Source organism: Oerskovia sp. Root22, from assembly GCF_001429135.1.
Taxonomy (GTDB): domain Bacteria; phylum Actinomycetota; class Actinomycetes; order Actinomycetales; family Cellulomonadaceae; genus Oerskovia; species Oerskovia enterophila.
In genome coordinates, this window is record NZ_LMIL01000009.1 from 24284 (window position 1) to 42295 (window position 18012).

17 protein-coding genes are annotated in these 18012 nt (G+C 72.5%); 15 read left to right on the forward strand and 2 right to left on the reverse strand.

Annotation, left to right across the window (positions count from 1 at the left end; translation table 11 throughout):
* Positions 1-87 precede the first annotated feature (87 nt).
* From ASE15_RS10580 to ASE15_RS10645, 14 genes are all read left to right on the forward strand, one after another.
* Positions 88-1293, forward strand: coding sequence for an amidohydrolase (locus ASE15_RS10580; protein WP_056651340.1), 1206 nt, complete (start codon positions 88-90; stop codon positions 1291-1293).
* A 290-nt stretch (positions 1294-1583) separates the two neighbouring features.
* On the forward strand, positions 1584-2675 hold the full coding sequence (locus tag ASE15_RS10585) for a BMP family protein (protein WP_056651343.1): 1092 nt from the start codon (positions 1584-1586) through the stop codon (positions 2673-2675).
* A 111-nt stretch (positions 2676-2786) separates the two neighbouring features.
* The gene (locus ASE15_RS10590) at positions 2787-4340 is read left to right on the forward strand and encodes an ABC transporter ATP-binding protein (RefSeq protein ID WP_056650318.1); all 1554 of its coding nucleotides are present in this window, start codon (positions 2787-2789) and stop codon (positions 4338-4340) included.
* The gene (locus ASE15_RS10595) at positions 4337-5593 is read left to right on the forward strand and encodes an ABC transporter permease (protein ID WP_056763279.1); all 1257 of its coding nucleotides are present in this window, start codon (positions 4337-4339) and stop codon (positions 5591-5593) included. Before ASE15_RS10590 ends, ASE15_RS10595 begins: the two co-directional genes overlap by 4 nt.
* A gap of 5 nt (positions 5594-5598) precedes the next feature.
* Positions 5599-6867 carry an ABC transporter permease gene (locus ASE15_RS10600; protein ID WP_056651346.1) on the forward strand — a complete coding sequence of 423 codons (1269 nt, stop codon included), beginning with the start codon at positions 5599-5601 and terminating at the stop codon, positions 6865-6867.
* Positions 6868-6871: 4 nt separating this feature from the next.
* Positions 6872-7282 carry a cytidine deaminase gene (locus tag ASE15_RS10605; RefSeq protein WP_056763281.1) on the forward strand — a complete coding sequence of 137 codons (411 nt, stop codon included), beginning with the start codon at positions 6872-6874 and terminating at the stop codon, positions 7280-7282.
* Positions 7279-8625, forward strand: coding sequence for a thymidine phosphorylase (locus ASE15_RS10610; protein WP_056650326.1), 1347 nt, complete (start codon positions 7279-7281; stop codon positions 8623-8625). The genes ASE15_RS10605 and ASE15_RS10610 overlap by 4 nt, the downstream gene beginning before the upstream one ends.
* A 1-nt stretch (position 8626) precedes the next feature.
* The gene (locus ASE15_RS10615; RefSeq protein WP_056650329.1) at positions 8627-9061 is read left to right on the forward strand and encodes a YidH family protein; all 435 of its coding nucleotides are present in this window, start codon (positions 8627-8629) and stop codon (positions 9059-9061) included.
* Positions 9058-9372 (forward strand): DUF202 domain-containing protein, encoded by a 315-nt coding sequence (locus ASE15_RS10620; protein WP_056650332.1) that lies wholly within the window; start codon positions 9058-9060, stop codon positions 9370-9372. The genes ASE15_RS10615 and ASE15_RS10620 overlap by 4 nt, the downstream gene beginning before the upstream one ends.
* Positions 9373-9430: 58 nt before the next feature.
* A complete protein-coding gene (locus tag ASE15_RS10625) occupies positions 9431-10534 on the forward strand; it encodes a hypothetical protein (RefSeq protein WP_056763283.1) in 1104 nt (367 codons plus the stop codon).
* A 30-nt stretch (positions 10535-10564) separates the two neighbouring features.
* The gene (locus ASE15_RS10630; RefSeq protein WP_056650337.1) at positions 10565-10828 is read left to right on the forward strand and encodes a hypothetical protein; all 264 of its coding nucleotides are present in this window, start codon (positions 10565-10567) and stop codon (positions 10826-10828) included.
* Positions 10829-10916: 88 nt separating this feature from the next.
* Entirely contained in the window at positions 10917-12029 is a 1113-nt protein-coding gene (locus tag ASE15_RS10635) for an adenosine deaminase (RefSeq protein WP_056763285.1), read from the forward strand.
* Positions 12026-12733 carry a deoxyribose-phosphate aldolase gene (deoC, locus tag ASE15_RS10640; protein WP_056763287.1) on the forward strand — a complete coding sequence of 236 codons (708 nt, stop codon included), beginning with the start codon at positions 12026-12028 and terminating at the stop codon, positions 12731-12733. The genes ASE15_RS10635 and deoC overlap by 4 nt, the downstream gene beginning before the upstream one ends.
* A gap of 117 nt (positions 12734-12850) precedes the next feature.
* The gene (locus ASE15_RS10645; protein WP_056763288.1) at positions 12851-13663 is read left to right on the forward strand and encodes a siderophore-interacting protein; all 813 of its coding nucleotides are present in this window, start codon (positions 12851-12853) and stop codon (positions 13661-13663) included.
* 88 nt (positions 13664-13751) lie between these two features.
* On the opposite strand, the gene ASE15_RS10650 is transcribed toward ASE15_RS10645, so the two are convergent.
* Together ASE15_RS10650 and ASE15_RS10655 are read right to left on the reverse strand one after the other, a co-directional pair.
* Positions 13752-15578: a phospho-sugar mutase gene (locus ASE15_RS10650; RefSeq protein WP_082608865.1), complete on the reverse strand. Its 1827-nt coding sequence runs from the start codon at positions 15576-15578 to the stop codon at positions 13752-13754.
* Between the two features lies 1 nt (position 15579).
* Positions 15580-16419 (reverse strand): purine-nucleoside phosphorylase, encoded by an 840-nt coding sequence (locus tag ASE15_RS10655; protein WP_056650348.1) that lies wholly within the window; start codon positions 16417-16419, stop codon positions 15580-15582.
* A 110-nt stretch (positions 16420-16529) separates the two neighbouring features.
* Here ASE15_RS10655 and ASE15_RS10660 point away from each other — a divergent pair, with 110 nt between their 5' ends.
* Complete coding sequence (locus ASE15_RS10660) at positions 16530-17981, forward strand: NAD(P)H-quinone dehydrogenase (protein ID WP_056763291.1); 1452 nt, start codon at positions 16530-16532, stop codon at positions 17979-17981.
* Positions 17982-18012: the final 31 nt, after the last annotated feature.

The following is an 18012-nucleotide window of genomic DNA, read 5'->3' on the forward strand; positions in this document are numbered from 1 at the left end:
CGCCCCCGCCCCACCCGCACGGGTCGGCGATAGTCTCGGCGTGTGAGCACGCCTGAGGAGAGCATCCAGAACGACCGGTCCCCGTCGCTGCCCTCGGGCGGGGGGCGGACCGGGGCGGGGGACCATGTCACGGCCGTCGCGGCGTCGCTCGCGGACGAGCTGGTCGCGATCCGGCGCGACATCCACGCGCACCCCGAGGTCTCGCGGGCCGAGACCCGCACCACGGCACTGATCGCCGACCGCCTGCGCGCAGCCGGGCTCTCGCCGCGCCTGCTGCAGGGCACCGGTCTGGTCTGCGACATCGGCGGCACCGAGGGGCCCGACGGCGAGACGCGCGGCCGGGTCGCGCTGCGCGCCGACATCGACGCGCTGCCGCTCCAGGACCGTTGCGAGCTGCCGTGGGCCTCGACCGTCCCGGGGGTCGCGCACGCGTGCGGCCACGACGTCCACACGACCGTGGTGCTCGGGGCCGGCCTGGTCCTCGCCGAGCTCGCGCGACGCGGGGAGCTCGCCCGCCCCGTCCGGCTGATCTTCCAGCCCGCCGAGGAGGTCCAGCCCGGAGGGTCGCTCGACGTCATCGCGCAGGGCGGCCTCGACGGGGTCGACGAGATCTACGCGGTCCACTGCGACCCCAAGGTCGACGTGGGACAGATCGGCACGCGCATCGGACCCATCACCTCGGCCTCGGACGAGGTGTCGGTGACCATCACGTCGCCCGGGGGGCACACCTCTCGGCCGCACCTGACGGGCGACGTCGTCTACGCGCTCGGCCAGGTCATCACCCAGGTGCCGGCGGTGCTCGGGCGCCGGCTCGACCCGCGCTCGGGCGTCAACCTCACGTGGGGTGCGGTGCACGCGGGGTCGGCGCACAACGCGATCCCCAGCACCGGGACGGTCCGGGGGACGCTGCGCTGCCTCGACGTGCGGGCCTGGGAGTTCGCGGGGCAGGTGCTCCACGACGCGGTCGAGCAGGTCGTCGCGCCCTACGAGGTCGAGGTCACCGTGAACCACACGCGCGGCGTGCCGCCGGTCGAGAACGCCGAGGACTGCACGGGCGCCCTCGAGGCGGCCGCGCGCGACGTGCTCGGGCCGACCTCGGTGCTGCTGACCGAGCAGTCGCTCGGTGGGGAGGACTTCGCCTGGTACCTGACCAAGGTGCCGGGCGCCATGGCACGGCTCGGGACCCGGACGCCCGGCGGCCGGTCCTACGACATCCACCAGGGCGACCTGCAGATCGACGAGTCGGCGATCGGTGCCGGGGTCCGGCTGCTCGCGCGCGTCGCGCTGGGCTGAGAGGGAGGGCCTCCCGGGAGCCGTGGCGGCGTCTCTCGAGGGAGCGTCGTGGTTGCTCGACACAACCAGGTGTCCGATCCGTGGACCGAGAACGACCACGGCTGAGACGCCAGATGACGCTTCCATAACGAAGCGGCGTCGTTACCCGCAAGTAACGTCCACGATTCCTGGACGTGGCTAGTGTTCGATCCATACAGGCCGACGGACTCCGTGACCTTCCCGTGCAACGGCGCGCGGGCGGGTCCCGGTCATCTCCGTGAGGCCATCGACGAGATCGACAGGAGCTCATGGTGAAGAGAGCAACGCAGATGACCGCGCTCGCGGCGGTCGCCGCGCTGACGCTGGCCGCATGTGGCAGCGCGCCCGACGAGGGTGGCAGCACGGGAACGGCGGGAGGCTCCGAGTCGAGCTTCAAGGCCTGCATGGTGTCCGACGCCGGCGGGTTCGACGACAAGTCCTTCAACGAGTCGGGCTACAACGGCCTCATGGCTGCCGAGAAGAACCTGGGCATCCAGACCGCCACGGCGGAGTCGAAGGAGGAGTCGAACTTCGCTCCGAACATCGACAACCTGATCTCCGAGAACTGCAACATCATCGTCACGGTCGGCTTCCTGCTCGCGACCGCCACGGGCGACGCGGCCCAGGCGAACGCCGACGTCGACTTCGCGATCGTCGACTCGACGGCGCAAGACGCTGACGGCAACACGATCGAGCTCGACAACGTCAAGCCCATCAGCTTCGACACCGCCCAGGCATCGTTCCTCGCGGGCTACCTCGCCGCGGGCATGAGCAAGACGGGCACGGTCGCCACCTACGGCGGTCTGCAGATCCCGTCCGTGACGATCTTCATGGACGGCTTCGTCGACGGCGTCGCGAACTACAACGAGACGCACGGCACCGACGTCAAGACCCTCGGCTGGAACAAGGAGTCGCAGAACGGCTCGTTCGCCGGTGGCTTCGAGGACCAGTCCCAGGGCCAGCAGCTCACGCAGACCTTCATCGACCAGGGTGCGGACATCATCATGCCCGTCGCCGGTCCGGTCGGTGTCGGCACGCTCGCCGCAGCCAAGGACGCGACCGACGTGTCGGTCATCTGGGTCGACGCCGACGGCTTCGAGACCAATCCCGACTCGGGCGACCTGATCCTGACCTCGGTCCTCAAGGAGATCGGTGCGGGCGTCGAGGACGTCATCACCGCAGCCTCCGAGGACGAGTTCTCGAACGAGCCCTACGTGGGCACGCTCGAGAACGGCGGCGTGGACATCGCGCCGTACCACGACTTCGAGTCCAAGGTCCCGCAGGAGCTCAAGGACGAGATCGACCAGCTCCGCAAGGACATCATCGACGGCACCATCGTCGTGGAGTCCCCGAGCTCGCCGTGACCTGACGCTGTACCTCGTGGTCGAGCCGGCCCGGCATCCTCGCCGGGCCGGCTCGACCAGTCTTGGGCTAACGTCACAGGCAAGGCTGCCTGTGCATCGAAGGGACCGTACGTGAAGCTGGAGCTCCGCGGTATCACCAAGTCGTTCGGACCGCTCGTCGCCAACGACCACATCGACCTCGTCATCGAACCGGGGCAGATCCATGCCCTTCTCGGGGAGAACGGCGCAGGCAAGAGCACGCTGATGAACGTGCTGTTCGGCCTCTACCAGGCCGACTCGGGCGCCATCCTGCTCGACGACGAGGAGCGCGCCTTCCGGGGACCGGGCGACGCGCTCGCCGCCGGGATCGGCATGGTGCACCAGCACTTCATGCTCGTGCCCGTGTTCACCGTCGCAGAGAACGTCATGCTCGGGCACGAGGACGTCAAGGCCGGGGGGTTCCTGGACCTCGAGGCCGCCCGTGCCCGGGTGCGCGACCTGTCCGCGCGGTTCGGCTTCGGCCTGGACCCGGACGCCGTCGTCGAGGACCTGCCGGTCGGCGTGCAGCAGCGCGTCGAGATCGTCAAGGCGCTCGCACGCGAGGCCAAGGTCCTCATCCTCGACGAACCCACCGCGGTGCTGACCCCGCAGGAGACCGACGAGCTGATCGAGATCATGCGACAGCTCAAGGCCTCGGGCACGTCGATCGTCTTCATCACGCACAAGCTGCGCGAGGTCAAGGCCGTCGCCGACGTCATCACGGTCATCCGTCGTGGTGCGGTCGTCGGCAAGGCCGAGCCGTCGGCCTCCGAGACCGAGCTCGCGTCGCTCATGGTGGGGCGCTCGGTCTCGCTCGGTCTCGACAAGGCACCCCCGCAGCTCGGTGAGGAGACCTTCGTGGTCACGGACCTCACGGTCCTCGCGCCCAACGGGCAGGCCGTCGTCGACCGGGTCTCGTTCTCGGTCGCAGAGGGCGAGATCCTCGCCGTCGCGGGCGTGCAGGGCAACGGGCAGACCGAGCTCACCGAGGCCATCCTCGGGCTGCTGCCCTCCGCGGAGGGGTCGATCGCGCTCCACGGCAAGGAGCTGCGCGGGCTCTCGCCCGACGCGGCCCTCGACGCCGGGATCGGGTTCGTGCCCGAGGACCGCAAGGTCGACGGGCTCGTCCTCGACTTCACGGTCGCGGAGAACCTCGTGCTCGACCTCTACGACAAGTCCCCGTACGCGCGGGGCATCGCGCTCAACCTGCCGGAGATCCGGCGCAACGCCGAGCACCGCATCAGCGAGTTCGACATCCGCACGCAGGGCCCCGGTCAGGAGGTCGGCCGGCTCTCGGGCGGCAACCAGCAGAAGGTCGTCCTCGCGCGCGAGCTCTCACGCCCGCTCAAGCTGTTCATCGCGAGCCAGCCGACGCGCGGCGTGGACGTGGGGTCCATCGAGTTCCTGCACCGCCGCATCGTCCAGGAGCGCGACAACGGCACCCCGGTGATCATCGTCTCGACCGAGCTCGACGAGGTCGTCGAGCTCGCCGACCGCATCGCCGTGATGTACCGCGGGCGCATCGTGGGTTTCGTCCCGCCCACGACGTCGCGCGAGGTGCTCGGCCTCATGATGGCCGGCGTGCCCTACGACGAGGCCACCGCACAGGTGACCGACCAGACCGACACGACGGGAGCAACCCAGTGACCGACCAGCAGCCCGTCCCTCCGGCGACGGGGGAGCCGGCCCCCGAGGCGCCGCGCGCGGCGAAGCCCGCGAGCGACGCCCGCTGGGCTGCGACCTTCCGGGAGATCACGACGGGCCCGTTCGGCGTCACCGTCCTGGCGTTCGTCCTGGCGCTCGTCATCGGCGGGCTCCTGATCATCGTCACAGACCCCGACGTGACGGCTGCCGCGAGCTACCTCTTCGCCAAGCCCGCCGACTTCTTCGGTGCGGCCTGGAGCGCGGTGGCTGACGCCTACTCGGCCATGTTCCGCGGCGCGGTCTACAACTACGAGGCCCCGACGTTCGCCCGCGGCATCCGCTCGCTGACCGAGACCATGACCGTCTCGACGCCGCTCATCATCGCGGCCCTCGGCGTGGCCGTCGGCTTCCGTGCGGGCCTGTTCAACATCGGCGCGCAGGGGCAGGTCCTCATGGGGGCTGCGATCGGCGGCTACGTGGGCTTCGCCTGGAACCTGCCACCCGTCCTGCACCTGCTGCTCGCGCTGCTCGGCGGCGTGCTCGCCGGTGGCTTCTGGGCCGGCATCGCCGGATTCCTCAAGGCCCGTACGGGCGCGCACGAGGTGATCGTGACGATCATGCTGAACTACGTCGCGCTCTACCTCGTCGCGTGGTTCCTCACGACCAGCGCGTTCACCCGGCCGGGCTCCAACCAGCCCAAGAGCCCGGGCGTCAAGGACACGGCCCAGCTGCCGCTGCTCCTGGGCGACCAGTTCCGCCTCAACGCGGGCTTCCTGGTCGCGATCCTGGCCGCGGTCTTCGTCTGGTGGCTCATGTCCCGCTCGACGTGGGGCTTCCGGTTCCGCGCGGTGGGCTCCAACCCGCAGGCCGCCCGGACCGCAGGCATGGGAGTGGCGTCGTCGTTCGTGCTCGTCATGGTCGTCTCGGGTGCCCTCGCGGGCCTCGCGGGCGCCGTGCAGATCCTCGGTACGGAGAAGGCGCTGACCGGCGGGATCGCCGGTTCGATCGGGTTCGACGCGATCACCGTCGCCCTGCTGGGCAGGTCCAAGCCGCTCGGCATCTTCTTCGCGGGCTTGCTGTACGCCGGGCTCAACGTGGGTGGACGGGCCATGGAGGCCTCGACGGGTACGTCGATCAACATCGTCCTGGTCATCCAGTCGCTCGTCGTGCTCTTCATCGCGGCCCCGCCGCTCGTCCGGGCCATCTTCCGGCTGCCCGCCCCGAACCCCGTCGTCGTGAAGGGAGCCAGCGCATGACCGCCATGGCCGCACCGCGTACCCAGGTCGCTGCCGTGACGGCGACCCGCAGCTGGAAGGTCCCCATCACGCTCGGGGTCTTCGGCCTGCTCTCGTTCGTCCTGTTCGGTCTCCTGGGACCTGCCGGTTCCGTGACGACCTTCGGGATCTCCACGGGGGCCGACCTCCTCAAGTTCGACCCGGTCGAGCTCCCCACGCGGGCCACCGCGATCGTGCTCTCGGTGCTCTGCCTGCTCCTGGCCGGCTACGCGACCTTGCGGGTCCGCGCGGACAAGCCGGTCGGGCGCTGGGTGCTCGCGGTCTTCGGCGTCCTGTGGGTCCTGACGTTCCTCGTGTGGGCCGTCGCGGACAAGAGCACGTCGATCGTGAGCCTCCTGCAGGGCTCGCTGCTCCTCGCGGTCCCGCTCGCGTTCGGTGCGCTCGGCGGTCTGCTCAACGAGCGGGCCGGCGTCGTCAACATCGCGATCGAGGGTCAGCTGCTCACGGGCGCTTTCGGCGCTGCGGTGCTCGCCTCGGTCGTGGGCAACGCGTACGTGGGTCTGGTCGCCGCTCCGCTCGCGGGGCTGCTCATCGGCGCGATGCTCGCGCTGTTCACGGTCAAGTACCACGTGAACCAGATCATCGTCGGTGTGGTGCTCAACGTGTTCGCCGTGGGCCTGACGAGCTTCCTGTTCTCCTCGGTGCTCAAGAACGACCCCGCGACGCTCAACACGCCGCCGCGCCTGCCGACGCTCCCGATCCCGCTGCTCTCCGAGATCCCGATCATCGGCCCGGTGCTGTTCCGCCAGTCGATCATCGTGTACCTGCTCTACGTCGCGGTCATCGTCATCAGCATCGCGCTCTTCCGCACCCGCTGGGGCCTGCGCGTCCGTTCGGTCGGGGAGTACCCCCAGGCTGCGGACACGGTCGGCATCAACGTCAACCGCACCCGGTGGGGCAACGTCCTGCTCGGGTCCATGGTCGCGGGCCTCGGCGGTGCGTTCTTCACGATCGGGTCCGTGGGTGCGTTCGGCCAGGAGATGACGGCCGGCAAGGGCTACATCGCGCTCGCCGCGATGATCCTGGGTCGCTGGAGCCCGTGGGGGGCCCTGGGCGCCGCGCTGCTCTTCGGGTTCGCCGACAAGCTGCAGCAGGTGCTCGGCGTCCTCGAGACCCCGATCCCCAACCAGTTCATGCTCATGCTGCCCTACGTCGTGACGATCTTCGCGGTCGCCGGCCTGGTCGGTCGCGTGCGCGGGCCCGCTGCCGCGGGCGAACCGTACGTGAAGGGATGACCGGATGAGCGACGAGATACCGACGATCGACTGGGAGGGCCTGCGGGTCGCCGCCCGGGCCGCGATGGAGAAGGCGTACGCGCCCTACTCCTCGTTCAAGGTCGGGGCCGCGGCGCTGGTCGACGACGGCCGGCTGGTCACGGGCGCCAACATCGAGAACGCAGCGTACGGCGTGACGCTGTGCGCCGAGTGCTCGCTCGTGAGCGACCTGATCGGGAGCGGAGGCGGGCGCCTCGTGGCGTTCGCCTGCGTCGACGGGCACGGCAACGTGCTCATGCCGTGCGGACGGTGCCGCCAGCTCCTGTGGGAGCACGGCGGGCCCCGGCTGCTCGTGGAGACGACCCGTGGCATCAAGCCCATGACCGATGTGCTGCCCGACGCTTTCGGGCCTGAAGATCTGGTGGAGCGAGCATGAGCACGCAGAGCACTCCGGTGGGCGCCTCCGGCGCGCTGCCGAACAAGGAGACCGAGTCGTTCGACGCGGTCGACGTCATCCGCACCAAGCGGGACAAGGGCCGTCTGTCGGCCGAGCAGATCGACTGGGTCATCGACGCCTACACGCGCGGTGTCGTGGCTGAGGAGCAGATGGCCGCCCTCAACATGGCGATCCTGCTCAACGGCATGGACCGCACGGAGATCGGGCGCTGGACCGCGGCCATGATCGCCTCGGGCGAGCGCATGAACTTCTCGGCGCTCTCGCGTCCCACGGCCGACAAGCACTCGACGGGAGGCGTGGGGGACAAGATCACGTTGCCGCTCGCTCCGCTCGTCGCGGTGTTCGGGGTCGCGGTGCCGCAGCTCTCGGGGCGCGGTCTGGGGCACACGGGGGGCACGCTCGACAAGCTCGAGTCCATCCCCGGCTGGCGCGCCGCCCTGACGAACGAGCAGATGATGAACCAGCTCGAGCACGTGGGCGCCGTCATCTGCCAGGCGGGCTCGGGGCTGGCCCCGGCCGACCGCAAGCTCTACGCGCTGCGCGACGTCACGGCCACGGTCGAGGCGATCCCGCTCATCGCGTCCTCGATCATGAGCAAGAAGATCGCCGAGGGCACGGGTGCGCTCGTCCTGGACGTCAAGGTCGGCTCGGGCGCGTTCATGAAGGACATCGAGCAGGCGCGCGAGCTCGCGCGGACCATGGTGGACCTGGGCACCGACGCGGGCGTCCGCACGGTCGCGCTGCTGACCGACATGTCGACCCCGCTGGGGCTGACGGCAGGCAACGCGCTCGAGGTCCGCGAGACGCTCGACGTGCTCTCCGGCGGAGGACCGCGCGACGTCGTCGACCTGACCGTCGCGCTCGCGGTCGAGATGCTCGACGCGGCGGGCAGGCCCGTCCCGGAGGACGAGGTGCGGCACGCGCTCTCCAACGGCCGGGCCATGGACAAGTGGCGCGAGATGATCGCGGAGCAGGGCGGCGACGCCCGCGCTCCGCTTCCCGTGGCGCGCGAGAAGGAGCACGTGGTCGCCGACCGCGACGGCGTCCTCTCGCACCTCGACGCGTTCGGCGTGGGGGTCGCGGCCTGGCGCCTCGGTGCGGGCCGTGCCCGCAAGGAGGACCCGGTGCAGGCCGGGGCGGGGATCGAGATCCACGCCAAGCCGGGCGACGTGGTCACCAAGGGGCAGCACCTGCTCACGCTCCACACCGACACCCCGGAGCGGTTCGACCGGGCGGTCGAGGCGCTCGAGGGCGCCTGGGCCGTCGCGGACCCGGGCACGGTCGTCGAGACGCCGGCCCTGATCCTCGACCGGCTCGCCTGACATGACGGCGGAGGGGGAGGCCTCGGGGGGCGCGGCACCGCGCGACCCGGAGGCCTCCCCGCCCGACGACCGCCGACCCCGTTCGGTCTACGGCGTCGGCGAGGAGCCGGACATCCGCTTCAGCCTGGCCAACGAGCGCACTGCGTTGGCCTGGGTACGCACGGGGCTCGGCCTGGTCGCGGGCGGGGTCGCGCTGACGTCGTTCGCGTCGTTCGCGGACCTCACGGGGTTCGTCGACCTGATCGCCGCGGTGGCCTGCCTCACGGGGGCCGGGTTCGCGGGGTACGCGCTCCTCTCCTGGAAGCGCGTCGAGCGGGCGATCCGCCGGGGCGACCCGCTGCCGTCCCCGACCGGTCTGCCCGTGCTCGTCGCGGGCGTCGTCGTGCTCGCGCTGCTCGTGGCCGGGTACGCGGTCACCGAGGTCTGGCGGCGGTGACGCCGCCGACCCGGGACCCGGGGCTCCAGCCAGAGCGCACGGCCCTGGCCTGGCAGCGCACGGTCCTCGCGGTCGTGATCGGCGCGATCCTGCTCGCGGTGGCCGGTCTGCGCGCGGGACAGCCGGTCCTCGCGGCGTGCGCGGGGACGCTCGCGGTCGCGACGCTCGTGCCCGCGGTCCTGCGGCCGCCGTCGGGCGGTCTGCCCCGGGACGGCCGTCTGAGGTCGTGGGGTTTCCTGGTCCGGGTCGCCGCGCTCGTGGGCGTCCTGGGCCTGCTGGGCGCGGCGAGCGCGCTCGTCCGGCTGCTCTGAGGGCGGCGGTGCGAGGAGCGAGGCGCTCGACGTGTGCGAAGGATGGCAGGCTGTCCGGATGATCCTCGCCGACCTCCAGCTCACCCGGGTCCTGCGCGCAGCGGGCGCGGGCCGGGGTCCGTTGCCCCTGCCGCCTCCGTCGGGGCGCTATGCCCTGCCCGACGCCGCAGCCTCCTCGGCCCGTCGGGCCGCCCTGCGCGCGGGGCATCCGGGGCAGGTCGCCGACCGGCTCGTCACGATGATCGAGTCGCTGCGCCCGTGGGAGCGCGAGCACGTGCTCGACCCGCTGCGCCGCCGCTCCGTCGCGCCCGACCAGCGCCGTGACCTCGCGGGCGGCCCCGACCTGACGGCCGGGCGACTGGTCGGTCAGGGGCAGGGGTCGGCCCCGGGGCGCCCGGACCTGCGCTTCCCCGAACCGCTCGTGCTGGGCCGGGCCCGCGCCGTCCAGGTCGACGAGACGACGTGCGGGTCCGCGGTGCTGGCCGTCCTGGCCGCGGCGGGGGACCCGGTGGTCTCGTTGTGGCTCGTCGCCGGGACGGACGTCTCGCGAGGGGCCTGCGAGCTCGTCGTGAGCGAGGGCCAGGTGGACGCGACCGCCCGGGAGCTCGAGACGTCGTCGGGCCGGTTCCAGGCGCTCCAGCGCCTCCTCAAGGCGCGCACGACGCGGGCCGCGCTCGGCCCCTTCCCGTGGCCCGGCAGGCTCGGGACGCCGCCCTGGACGGCCGCACGCGACGCCCGCTACGCGGACGTGCGCTTCACGCACCGGATCGTCGCGGGCGGCGGGCCAGGGGACCCGGTGCTCGCGAGCGCGCTGCGGTCCGTGGCCGCGGGCGTGCCGGTGCCGCTGTACACGGGCGGCGACGTCGGGACCGGGTGGTCCACCGCGGTGCCGCGGCACGTCGTGCTCCTGGCCGGGGTGAGCGGTCCTCAGGCCGAGGCGGGAGGGGACGACGGGACACCGGCGCACGGGGGTCGCTGGTGCTCGGTCTACGAGCCGTCGTCCGGGGCGCTGCACCGCGTGCGGGTCGCCGACCTCCTGGCGGGCACCCGCGTCGCGGGGGAGCCGAGCAAGGCCGTGCGCCGCGCGCTCGGGGGCTGGCCGTACGTGACCTGGGCGGTCCTGCCCGCCGGACGGGCTGGCGGGTCGCGCCGGGTCGGGTGACGATGGAGGGACGGCGAGAGGAGCACCCCCATGAGCACCGTGCCCGGAGCGGAGGCCTGGCGAGACGCCGGGCTGGTCACCCCCGACGACGTCCCCACGAACCTGGTCGAGGAGGAGTCGCAGGGCGACCCGCCGCCCTCGCCCGAGGACGCCGAGGACTACACCCCGGGGACCCCGCGGCCCGACCTGGACGGTGAGGCCGCCGAGGCCGACGTCGTCGAGCAGGCTGCCGTGGTCCCGGTCGGCGAGGGCGGGGACGACGACGCGGACGTCCCGGGCGACGACGGCGCGTGAGACCGCATGACCGCCCGTGACGCAGCCGTGACCTGCCCGGCGGGGCGGACGTCGGGTGCACCCGTCCCCTGCCCGGTAGCGTGAGCGCATGACCTCCACACCCTCCTCAGTGAGCGAGACCGTCGCGGCGATCGCCGCGCTCCCCAAGGTCGTCCTCCACGACCACCTCGACGGCGGGCTGCGCCCCGCGACGATCATCGAGCTGGCCGCCGCGATCGGGCACGACCTGCCCGCGACCGAGCCGGACGCGCTGGGCACCTGGTTCGTCGAGTCGGCCGACTCGGGCTCGCTCGTGCGCTACCTCGAGACCTTCGACCACACCATCGCCGTCATGCAGACGCCCGAGGCCCTCGCGCGCGTCGCCCGCGAGTCCGTCCTCGACCTGGCCGCGGACGGCGTCGTGTACGCCGAGCAGCGCTGGGCCCCCGAGCAGCACGTGCAGCGCGGCCTGAGCCTGCAGGACACCGTGGACGCCGTCCAGGCCGGGCTCGAGGAGGGCGTGGCCCTCGCCGCGGCCCAGGGGCGCACCATCCGCGTGGGCCAGCTCGTGACCGCGATGCGGCACGCCGACCGCTGGCAGGAGATCGCCGAGCTCGCGGTCGCCAACCGGGGCAACGGCGTCGTCGGGTTCGACATCGCCGGGGCCGAGGACGGCTTCCCGCCCTCGCGCTTCCCCGACGTGTGGCAGTACCTGGCCGACGAGAACTTCCCCGTGACGATCCACGCGGGCGAGGCGTCGGGCGTCACGTCGATCGCCGAGGCGGTCCACCTGGGCCAGGCCTCGCGCGTGGGCCACGGTGTGCGCCTCATCGAGGACATCTCGTTCGACGAGAGCCACGGCACGGCGGCCCTGGGGCAGTTCGCCCACTGGGTCCGCGACCACCAGATCCCGCTCGAGCTGTGCCCCGTCTCGAACCTGCAGACCGGTGCGGCGGGCTCGATCGCGACGCACCCCATCACCCGCCTCAAGGAGCTCGACTTCGCGGTCACGCTCAACACGGACAACCGCCTCATGTCGCGCACGTCCATGACCCACGAGATGACGCTGCTCGTCGAGCAGGCCGGCTGGACGCTCGAGGACCTCTACGACGTGACGGCCACCGCCGCGTGGAGCGCCTTCATCCACCACGACGAGCGCCGTGCGCTCATCGACGACGTCATCCTCCCCGGCTACCAGGAGATCCAAGGAGCACAGCTGTGAGCACCGCAGGCACGTCCCCCCTGGACCGCGCGTCCCTCGCGCAGTTCGTCGACCACACCCTCCTCAAGCCCGAGGCGACCCGCGCGGACTTCGAGGCGCTCGTCGACGAGGGCGTGGCGCTCGGCGTCTACTCGGTGTGCGTCTCGCCCTCGGTCCTGCCGCTCGACGGCAAGGGCCTGAAGATCGCGACCGTGTGCGGGTTCCCGTCGGGCACCCACCACAGCGAGGTCAAGGCCGCCGAGGCGGCCCGCTCGATCGCGGACGGCGCGGACGAGGTCGACATGGTCATCGACCTGGGTGCGGCCAAGGCGGGGGACTGGGCGTACGTCCAGGCGGACATCGCGGCCGTGCGGGCCGCTGTCCCGGCCCCCAAGGTCCTCAAGGTCATCATCGAGTCCGCGGCACTGACGGACCACGAGATCGTCGAGGCGTGCCGCGCCTCGGAGGCCGCGGGCGCCGACTTCGTCAAGACCTCGACGGGCTTCCACCCGGCCGGTGGCGCCTCGACGCACGCGGTGTCCATCATGGCGGAGACCGTGGGCGGCCGGCTCGGGGTCAAGGCCTCGGGCGGCGTGCGCACGCTCGCCGACGCTCTCGCGATGATCGAGCACGGCGCGACGCGCCTGGGCCTGTCCGGGACCGCGGCCGTGCTCGCGGGCTTCGACGGGATCGAGCCCGCCGAGGGCGGTTCGTCGGGCTACTGACCCGTTCGGCACGACCGAGGGGTGGCCGAGCCTGGACGGGCGGCCACCCCTCGGCACGTCCAGGGTTAGGCTAGCCTCACTTCGCCATCACCGGCGGAGCGCACCCTGGAGGACCGTATGACCGACCCCACCCCCCGCAGGCCCGAGCGCGTCGCGACCCACGCCGTGGTGGTGCGCACCGAGCGGCTCACGCCGCACATGATCCGCGTCGTCCTCGGCGGGGACGGGCTCGACGGGTTCGACGCCGGTCCGTACACCGACCGCTACGTCAAGCTGCTCTTCCCCGAGGCGGCCGGGCCCGAGGGGCGCGTCCCGATGCGCACGTACACGATCCGCTCGTGGGACCCCGCGGCGCGCGAGCTGGCCATCGACTTCGTCGCGCACGGCGACGAGGGGCTCGCGGGCCCCTGGGCGTCCGCCGCACGGGTGGGGGACCCGATCTCCTTCTTCGGTCCGGGAGGCGACTACGCGCCGTCGGGCACCGCGGACTGGCACCTGCTGGTGGGTGACGAGAGCGCCCTGCCCGCGATCGCCGCGGCCCTCGAGGCCGTGCCCGACGGCGTGCCCGCCCTCGCGGTCGTCGAGGTCGCCTCCGCGGACGAGCAGCAGCCCCTCACCTCACCCGGAGCGCTCGACCTGCGATGGGTGCGCCGCGACGAGCACCCTGACCGTGCGCCCGGCGAGGCGCTCGTCGAGGCCGTCGAGAGCCTCACGTTCCTGCCCGGGACGCCCCAGGTGTTCCTGCACGGCGACGCCGGGTTCGTACGGACCCTGCGCCGCCACGTCCGGCTCGAGCGGCAGGTACCCGTGACGTCGCTCTCGGCGTCGGGCTACTGGCGCCGCGGACGCACCGAGGAGGGCTGGCGCGCCGAGAAGGCCGACTGGAAGGCCGCCGTGGCGCGCGACGAGGAGCCCGCGCTGCGGTCCTGATCCGCGGACCTCGGCCCGCACGTCTCGGGCCGCCGCCCGTCCCCGGACGGGGACTGCACGGCGGCCCGAGGGGCGCAGGAGCGATGGGTCAGATCCCGAGCGCCGCCGCGACGTCGCGGCGGACGTGGTCGAGCCGGGTCCGTGCGAACGCGCGGGCGGCCGTGAGGTCGTCGTAGCTCGCGTCGGGTGCGACCGGGACGATGACCTCGAGGTAGCACTTGACCTTGGGCTCGGTACCGCTGGGGCGCACGATGACCCGGGTCCCGTCCGCGGACAGCAGCCGCACGCCGTCGGTCGGGGGCAGGCCGTCGAGACCGTCCGACAGGTCGACGACCTCGCTCACGCCCGAACCGGCGAGCGTCCGCGGAGGCGCTGCACGCAGCCGCGACATGGCCGCCGTGATCTGGTCCAGGTCCGTGAACCGGGCCGAGAGCTGGTCGGTCACGTGCAGGCCGTGCGTGCGCGCCAGGTCGTCGAGCGCGTCGACGAGCGTGCGCCCCTCGGCCTTGAGCCGGTTGGCGAGCTGTGCGAGGAGCAGCGCAGCACTGATGCCGTCCTTGTCGCGCACGTTCTGCGGGTCCACGCAGTAGCCGAGCGCTTCCTCGTAGCCGTAGACCAGGCCGTCGACGCGCGAGATCCACTTGAACCCCGTGAGCGTCGAGGCGTAGCCCAGGCCGTGGCTCTCGGCGATCTTGCGCAGCAGCCGCGAGGACACGATCGAGCTCGCGAAGAACTGCGTCCCGGGGGCGGTGCGCAGCCGTTCCGCCCGCTTGCCGATCTCCTCGCCGAGGAGCGAACCCACCTCGTCACCGTGCAGCATGCGCCACCCGTTCGAGCGCGCGGTCTCGGCGCCCTGGTAGGTCCCGACGCGCGGGTCGTAGACGGCCAGCGCGCACCGGTCGGCGTCCGGGTCGTTCGCGATCACCAGGTCCGCCTTGGCGTCCTGCGCGTACGCGAGCGCGAGGTCGATCGCGCCGGGCTCCTCCGGGTTGGGAAAGGCCACGGTCGGGAACAGGGGGTTCGCCTCGAACTGCTCGGCGACGCTGATGACGTCGGTGAAGCCGGCGTTCTCGAGGACCCGGTTGACGACCGCCCCGCCCACGCCGTGCAGCGGGGTCGCGACGATGCGGAGGTCGCGCGCCGCGCCGTCGGACAGGCGGCCCACGGACTCGACGTAGCCGAGCGCCAGGTCACGACCGAGGACCGTCCAGCCGTCGGTCGCCCGCGGGACCCGTGCCGCCACGGGGGCGCGGTGGATCGCCGCTGCGATCTCGGCGTCGTACGGGGGCACGATCTGGGCGCCCTGGCCCGAGTCGGTCACGACCCGCCCACCCAGGTAGACCTTGTAGCCGTTGTCCCGCGGAGGGTTGTGGCTCGCCGTGACCATGACGCCCGCGTCGGCGCCCAGGTGGCGCACGGCGTAGGCGAGCACAGGCGTGGGGAGTGCCGACGGGAGGATCGAGGCCTCGACCCCGGCAGCGGTGAAGACCGCGGCGCTGTCCTGCGCGAACGTGTGCGAGTGGTGGCGGGCGTCGTAGCCGATCACGACCCGCGGGGTCTGGCCGGGCAGCGCGTCGCGCAGGAACGACGCGAGGCCCGCGGCGGCGCGGATGACCACCGCACGGTTCATGCGGTTCGGGCCGGCCGCCATCTCGCCGCGCAGGCCGGCCGTGCCGAACTGCAGCGTCCCGGAGAAGCGGTCGCGGAGCTCGGCGCGGGCCCGTGCACGCACCTCGTGGTCGCGCGGGTCGGGGGAGTCGGCCTCCGCGAGCAGCGTGCGCAGCTCGAGCTGGTCCGCGGGCTCGGGGTCCGCCTCGATCCAGGCCTCGACCTGCGCGAGGAAGGCCGCGTGGCCGGCGCCGGCCTCGTACCCGGGGTCGTCGACCTCGTTGGCGAAGGGCTCGGGGTTCGTCATCTCACACCAACTTCGCGATCTGGGCGAGCAGGGAGCTGATCCGGGGACCGGCAGCCTGGCCGGCCTCGATGACCTCGCCGTGCGAGAGCGGCGTGGGGCTGATCCCGGCGGCGAGGTTGGTCACGAGCGAGATGCCCAGCACCTCGAGGCCCGCGTGCCGTGCGGCGATGGCCTCGAGAGTGGTCGACATGCCCACCAGGTCCGCGCCCAGGATCCCGGCCATGCGGACCTCGGCCGGGGTCTCGTAGTGCGGGCCGGGGAACTGCGCGTAGACGCCCTCGCCGAGCGAGCCGTCGACCGACCGGGCCAGGTCCCGCAGGCGCGGGGAGTACAGGTCCGTGAGGTCGACGAACGTGGCCCCCTCGAGGGGCGAGGTCGCGGTGAGGTTGATGTGGTCACGGATGAGGACCGGGGTGCCCGGCCCGTGGTCCAGGTTCAGGCCACCGCAGCCGTTGGTCAGGATGACGGTCTGCGCGCCGGTCGCGGCAGCGGTCCGCACGCCGTGGACGACGTGGCGGACGCCCTTGCCCTCGTACAGGTGCGTGCGCGACCCGAGCACGAGCGCGTGGCGGACCGAGCCGTCGGCGCGCTCGATCCGGATCGAGCGCGTCGTGCCCACGTGCCCGGCGACGGCCGGCTTGGAGAAGCCAGGGATCTCGTTCGTGGGGATCTCCGCGACGACGTCGCCCAGGAGCTCGGCAGCCCCGCCCCAGCCGGACCCGAGCACGAGGGCCACGTCGTGCCCCTCGATCCCGGTGGCGTGGGCGATGTGGTCGGCAGCGGCGCGGGCCACGAGGAACGGGTCGGTGGTGGGGTCGTCGAGAGACAAGGTCGTCGTCATAGGACGAGGCTAGCCGTTCTTGGGCCTCGCGCCCCGCCGAAGACCCACCCGGGGACCGGCTGACCGATCTGTCCGCATGCTGACACGGTGACCTCGGACTTCCTGACACAATGGCACCCGTGACGAACGAGAACAGTGACCTGCAGGCCAGCCGTATCGTGATCGTGGGCGGTGGTCCCGGAGGCTACGAGGCGGCCCTCGTCGCCCGCCGGCTCGGCGCGGACGTCACGGTGGTCGAGCGCCAGGGGCTCGGGGGAGCCGCGGTGCTCACCGACGTCGTCCCCTCCAAGACCCTCATCGCGACCGCCGACTGGATGACCATCGCGGACCGTGCGGCAGACCTCGGTATCCGCCTGCCCGTCGACACGGTCAAGGCAGCCCATCCGGCCATGCGCCGGCACATGGTGGACCTCGACGCCGTCAACACCCGTGTCATGGCGCTCGCGGCCGCCCAGTCTGCCGACATCCACGCGCGTCTCGAGCGCGAGGGCGTGCGCGTGCTCCTCGGCGAGGGGCGCCTCGACGGGCCCACGCGTGTGCAGGTGACGCCCGCGGACGCGGACGAGTCGCCCGTCACGCTCGACGCGGACGTCATCCTGCTCGCGCTCGGCGCGACGCCGCGCGTGCTGCCGACCGCCGTCCCGGACGGCGAGCGCATCCTCACGTGGACCCAGCTCTACAACCTCAAGGAGCTCCCCGAGCGCCTGATCGTCGTCGGCTCGGGCGTCACGGGCGCCGAGTTCGCGGGGGCGTACAACGCCCTGGGCTCGGACGTCGTGCTCGTCTCGAGCCGCGACCGCGTCCTGCCGGGCGAGGACGCCGACGCCGCCGAGCTCATCGAGGGCGTCTTCCGCTCGCGGGGCATGACGGTCATGTCGCGCTCGCGGGCCGAGGCCGCCGTGCGCACCGAGGACGGGGTCGAGGTCACGCTCGCCGACGGCCGGGTCGTCCAGGGCACCCACGTCCTGCTCGCGGTCGGGTCCATCCCCTCGACGCAGGGGATCGGGCTCGAGGAGGCGGGGGTGCGCCTCACGCCGAGCGGCCACGTCCAGGTCGACAAGGTCTCGCGCACGTCGGTGCGCGGCATCTACGCGGCCGGCGACTGCACGGGCATCCTGCCGCTCGCCTCGGTCGCCGCGATGCAGGGCCGCGTCGCCATGTCGCATGCCCTGGGCGACGCCGTGAGCCCCATCAAGCTGCGCACGGTCGCGGCGAACATCTTCACGGCCCCCGAGATCGCGACCGTCGGGTACAGCGAGGAGAAGCTCAAGGAGCAGGGCTCCAAGTACGTGACCACGACGCTGCCCCTGGCCCGCAACCCGCGCGCCAAGATGCTCGGCATGCGCGACGGGTTCGTCAAGCTGTTCGCGCACCCCGAGGCGGGCGTCGTGCTCGGCGGCGTGGTCGTGGCACCGCGGGCGAGCGAGCTCGTCTTCCCGATCACCCTCGCGGTCGCGCACCGCCTCACGGTCGACGACGTGGCCGAGGCCTTCACGGTCTACCCGTCGTTGAGCGGGTCCATCGCCGAGGTCGCCCGCATGCTCCACCACCGCGAGGACTGAGCCACAGGGAGAGCGGCGCCGCACGCCCAGG

What these genes read in the sequence shown, in the direction of transcription:
- ASE15_RS10615 (WP_056650329.1), top strand. Translation starts at nt 8,627, where the DNA reads ATGACGGCGGAGGGGGAGGCCTCGGGGGGCGCGGCACCGCGCGACCCG.
- ASE15_RS10645 (WP_056763288.1), top strand. Translation starts at nt 12,851, where the DNA reads ATGACCGACCCCACCCCCCGCAGGCCCGAGCGCGTCGCGACCCACGCC.
- ASE15_RS10600 (WP_056651346.1), top strand. Translation starts at nt 5,599, where the DNA reads ATGGCCGCACCGCGTACCCAGGTCGCTGCCGTGACGGCGACCCGCAGC.
- ASE15_RS10655 (WP_056650348.1), bottom strand. Translation starts at nt 16,419, where the DNA reads ATGACGACGACCTTGTCTCTCGACGACCCCACCACCGACCCGTTCCTC.
- ASE15_RS10635 (WP_056763285.1), top strand. Translation starts at nt 10,917, where the DNA reads ATGACCTCCACACCCTCCTCAGTGAGCGAGACCGTCGCGGCGATCGCC.
- ASE15_RS10660 (WP_056763291.1), top strand. Translation starts at nt 16,530, where the DNA reads ATGGCACCCGTGACGAACGAGAACAGTGACCTGCAGGCCAGCCGTATC.
- ASE15_RS10605 (WP_056763281.1), top strand. Translation starts at nt 6,872, where the DNA reads ATGAGCGACGAGATACCGACGATCGACTGGGAGGGCCTGCGGGTCGCC.
- ASE15_RS10650 (WP_082608865.1), bottom strand. Translation starts at nt 15,578, where the DNA reads ATGACGAACCCCGAGCCCTTCGCCAACGAGGTCGACGACCCCGGGTAC.
- ASE15_RS10630 (WP_056650337.1), top strand. Translation starts at nt 10,565, where the DNA reads ATGAGCACCGTGCCCGGAGCGGAGGCCTGGCGAGACGCCGGGCTGGTC.
- ASE15_RS10625 (WP_056763283.1), top strand. Translation starts at nt 9,431, where the DNA reads ATGATCCTCGCCGACCTCCAGCTCACCCGGGTCCTGCGCGCAGCGGGC.
- ASE15_RS10610 (WP_056650326.1), top strand. Translation starts at nt 7,279, where the DNA reads ATGAGCACGCAGAGCACTCCGGTGGGCGCCTCCGGCGCGCTGCCGAAC.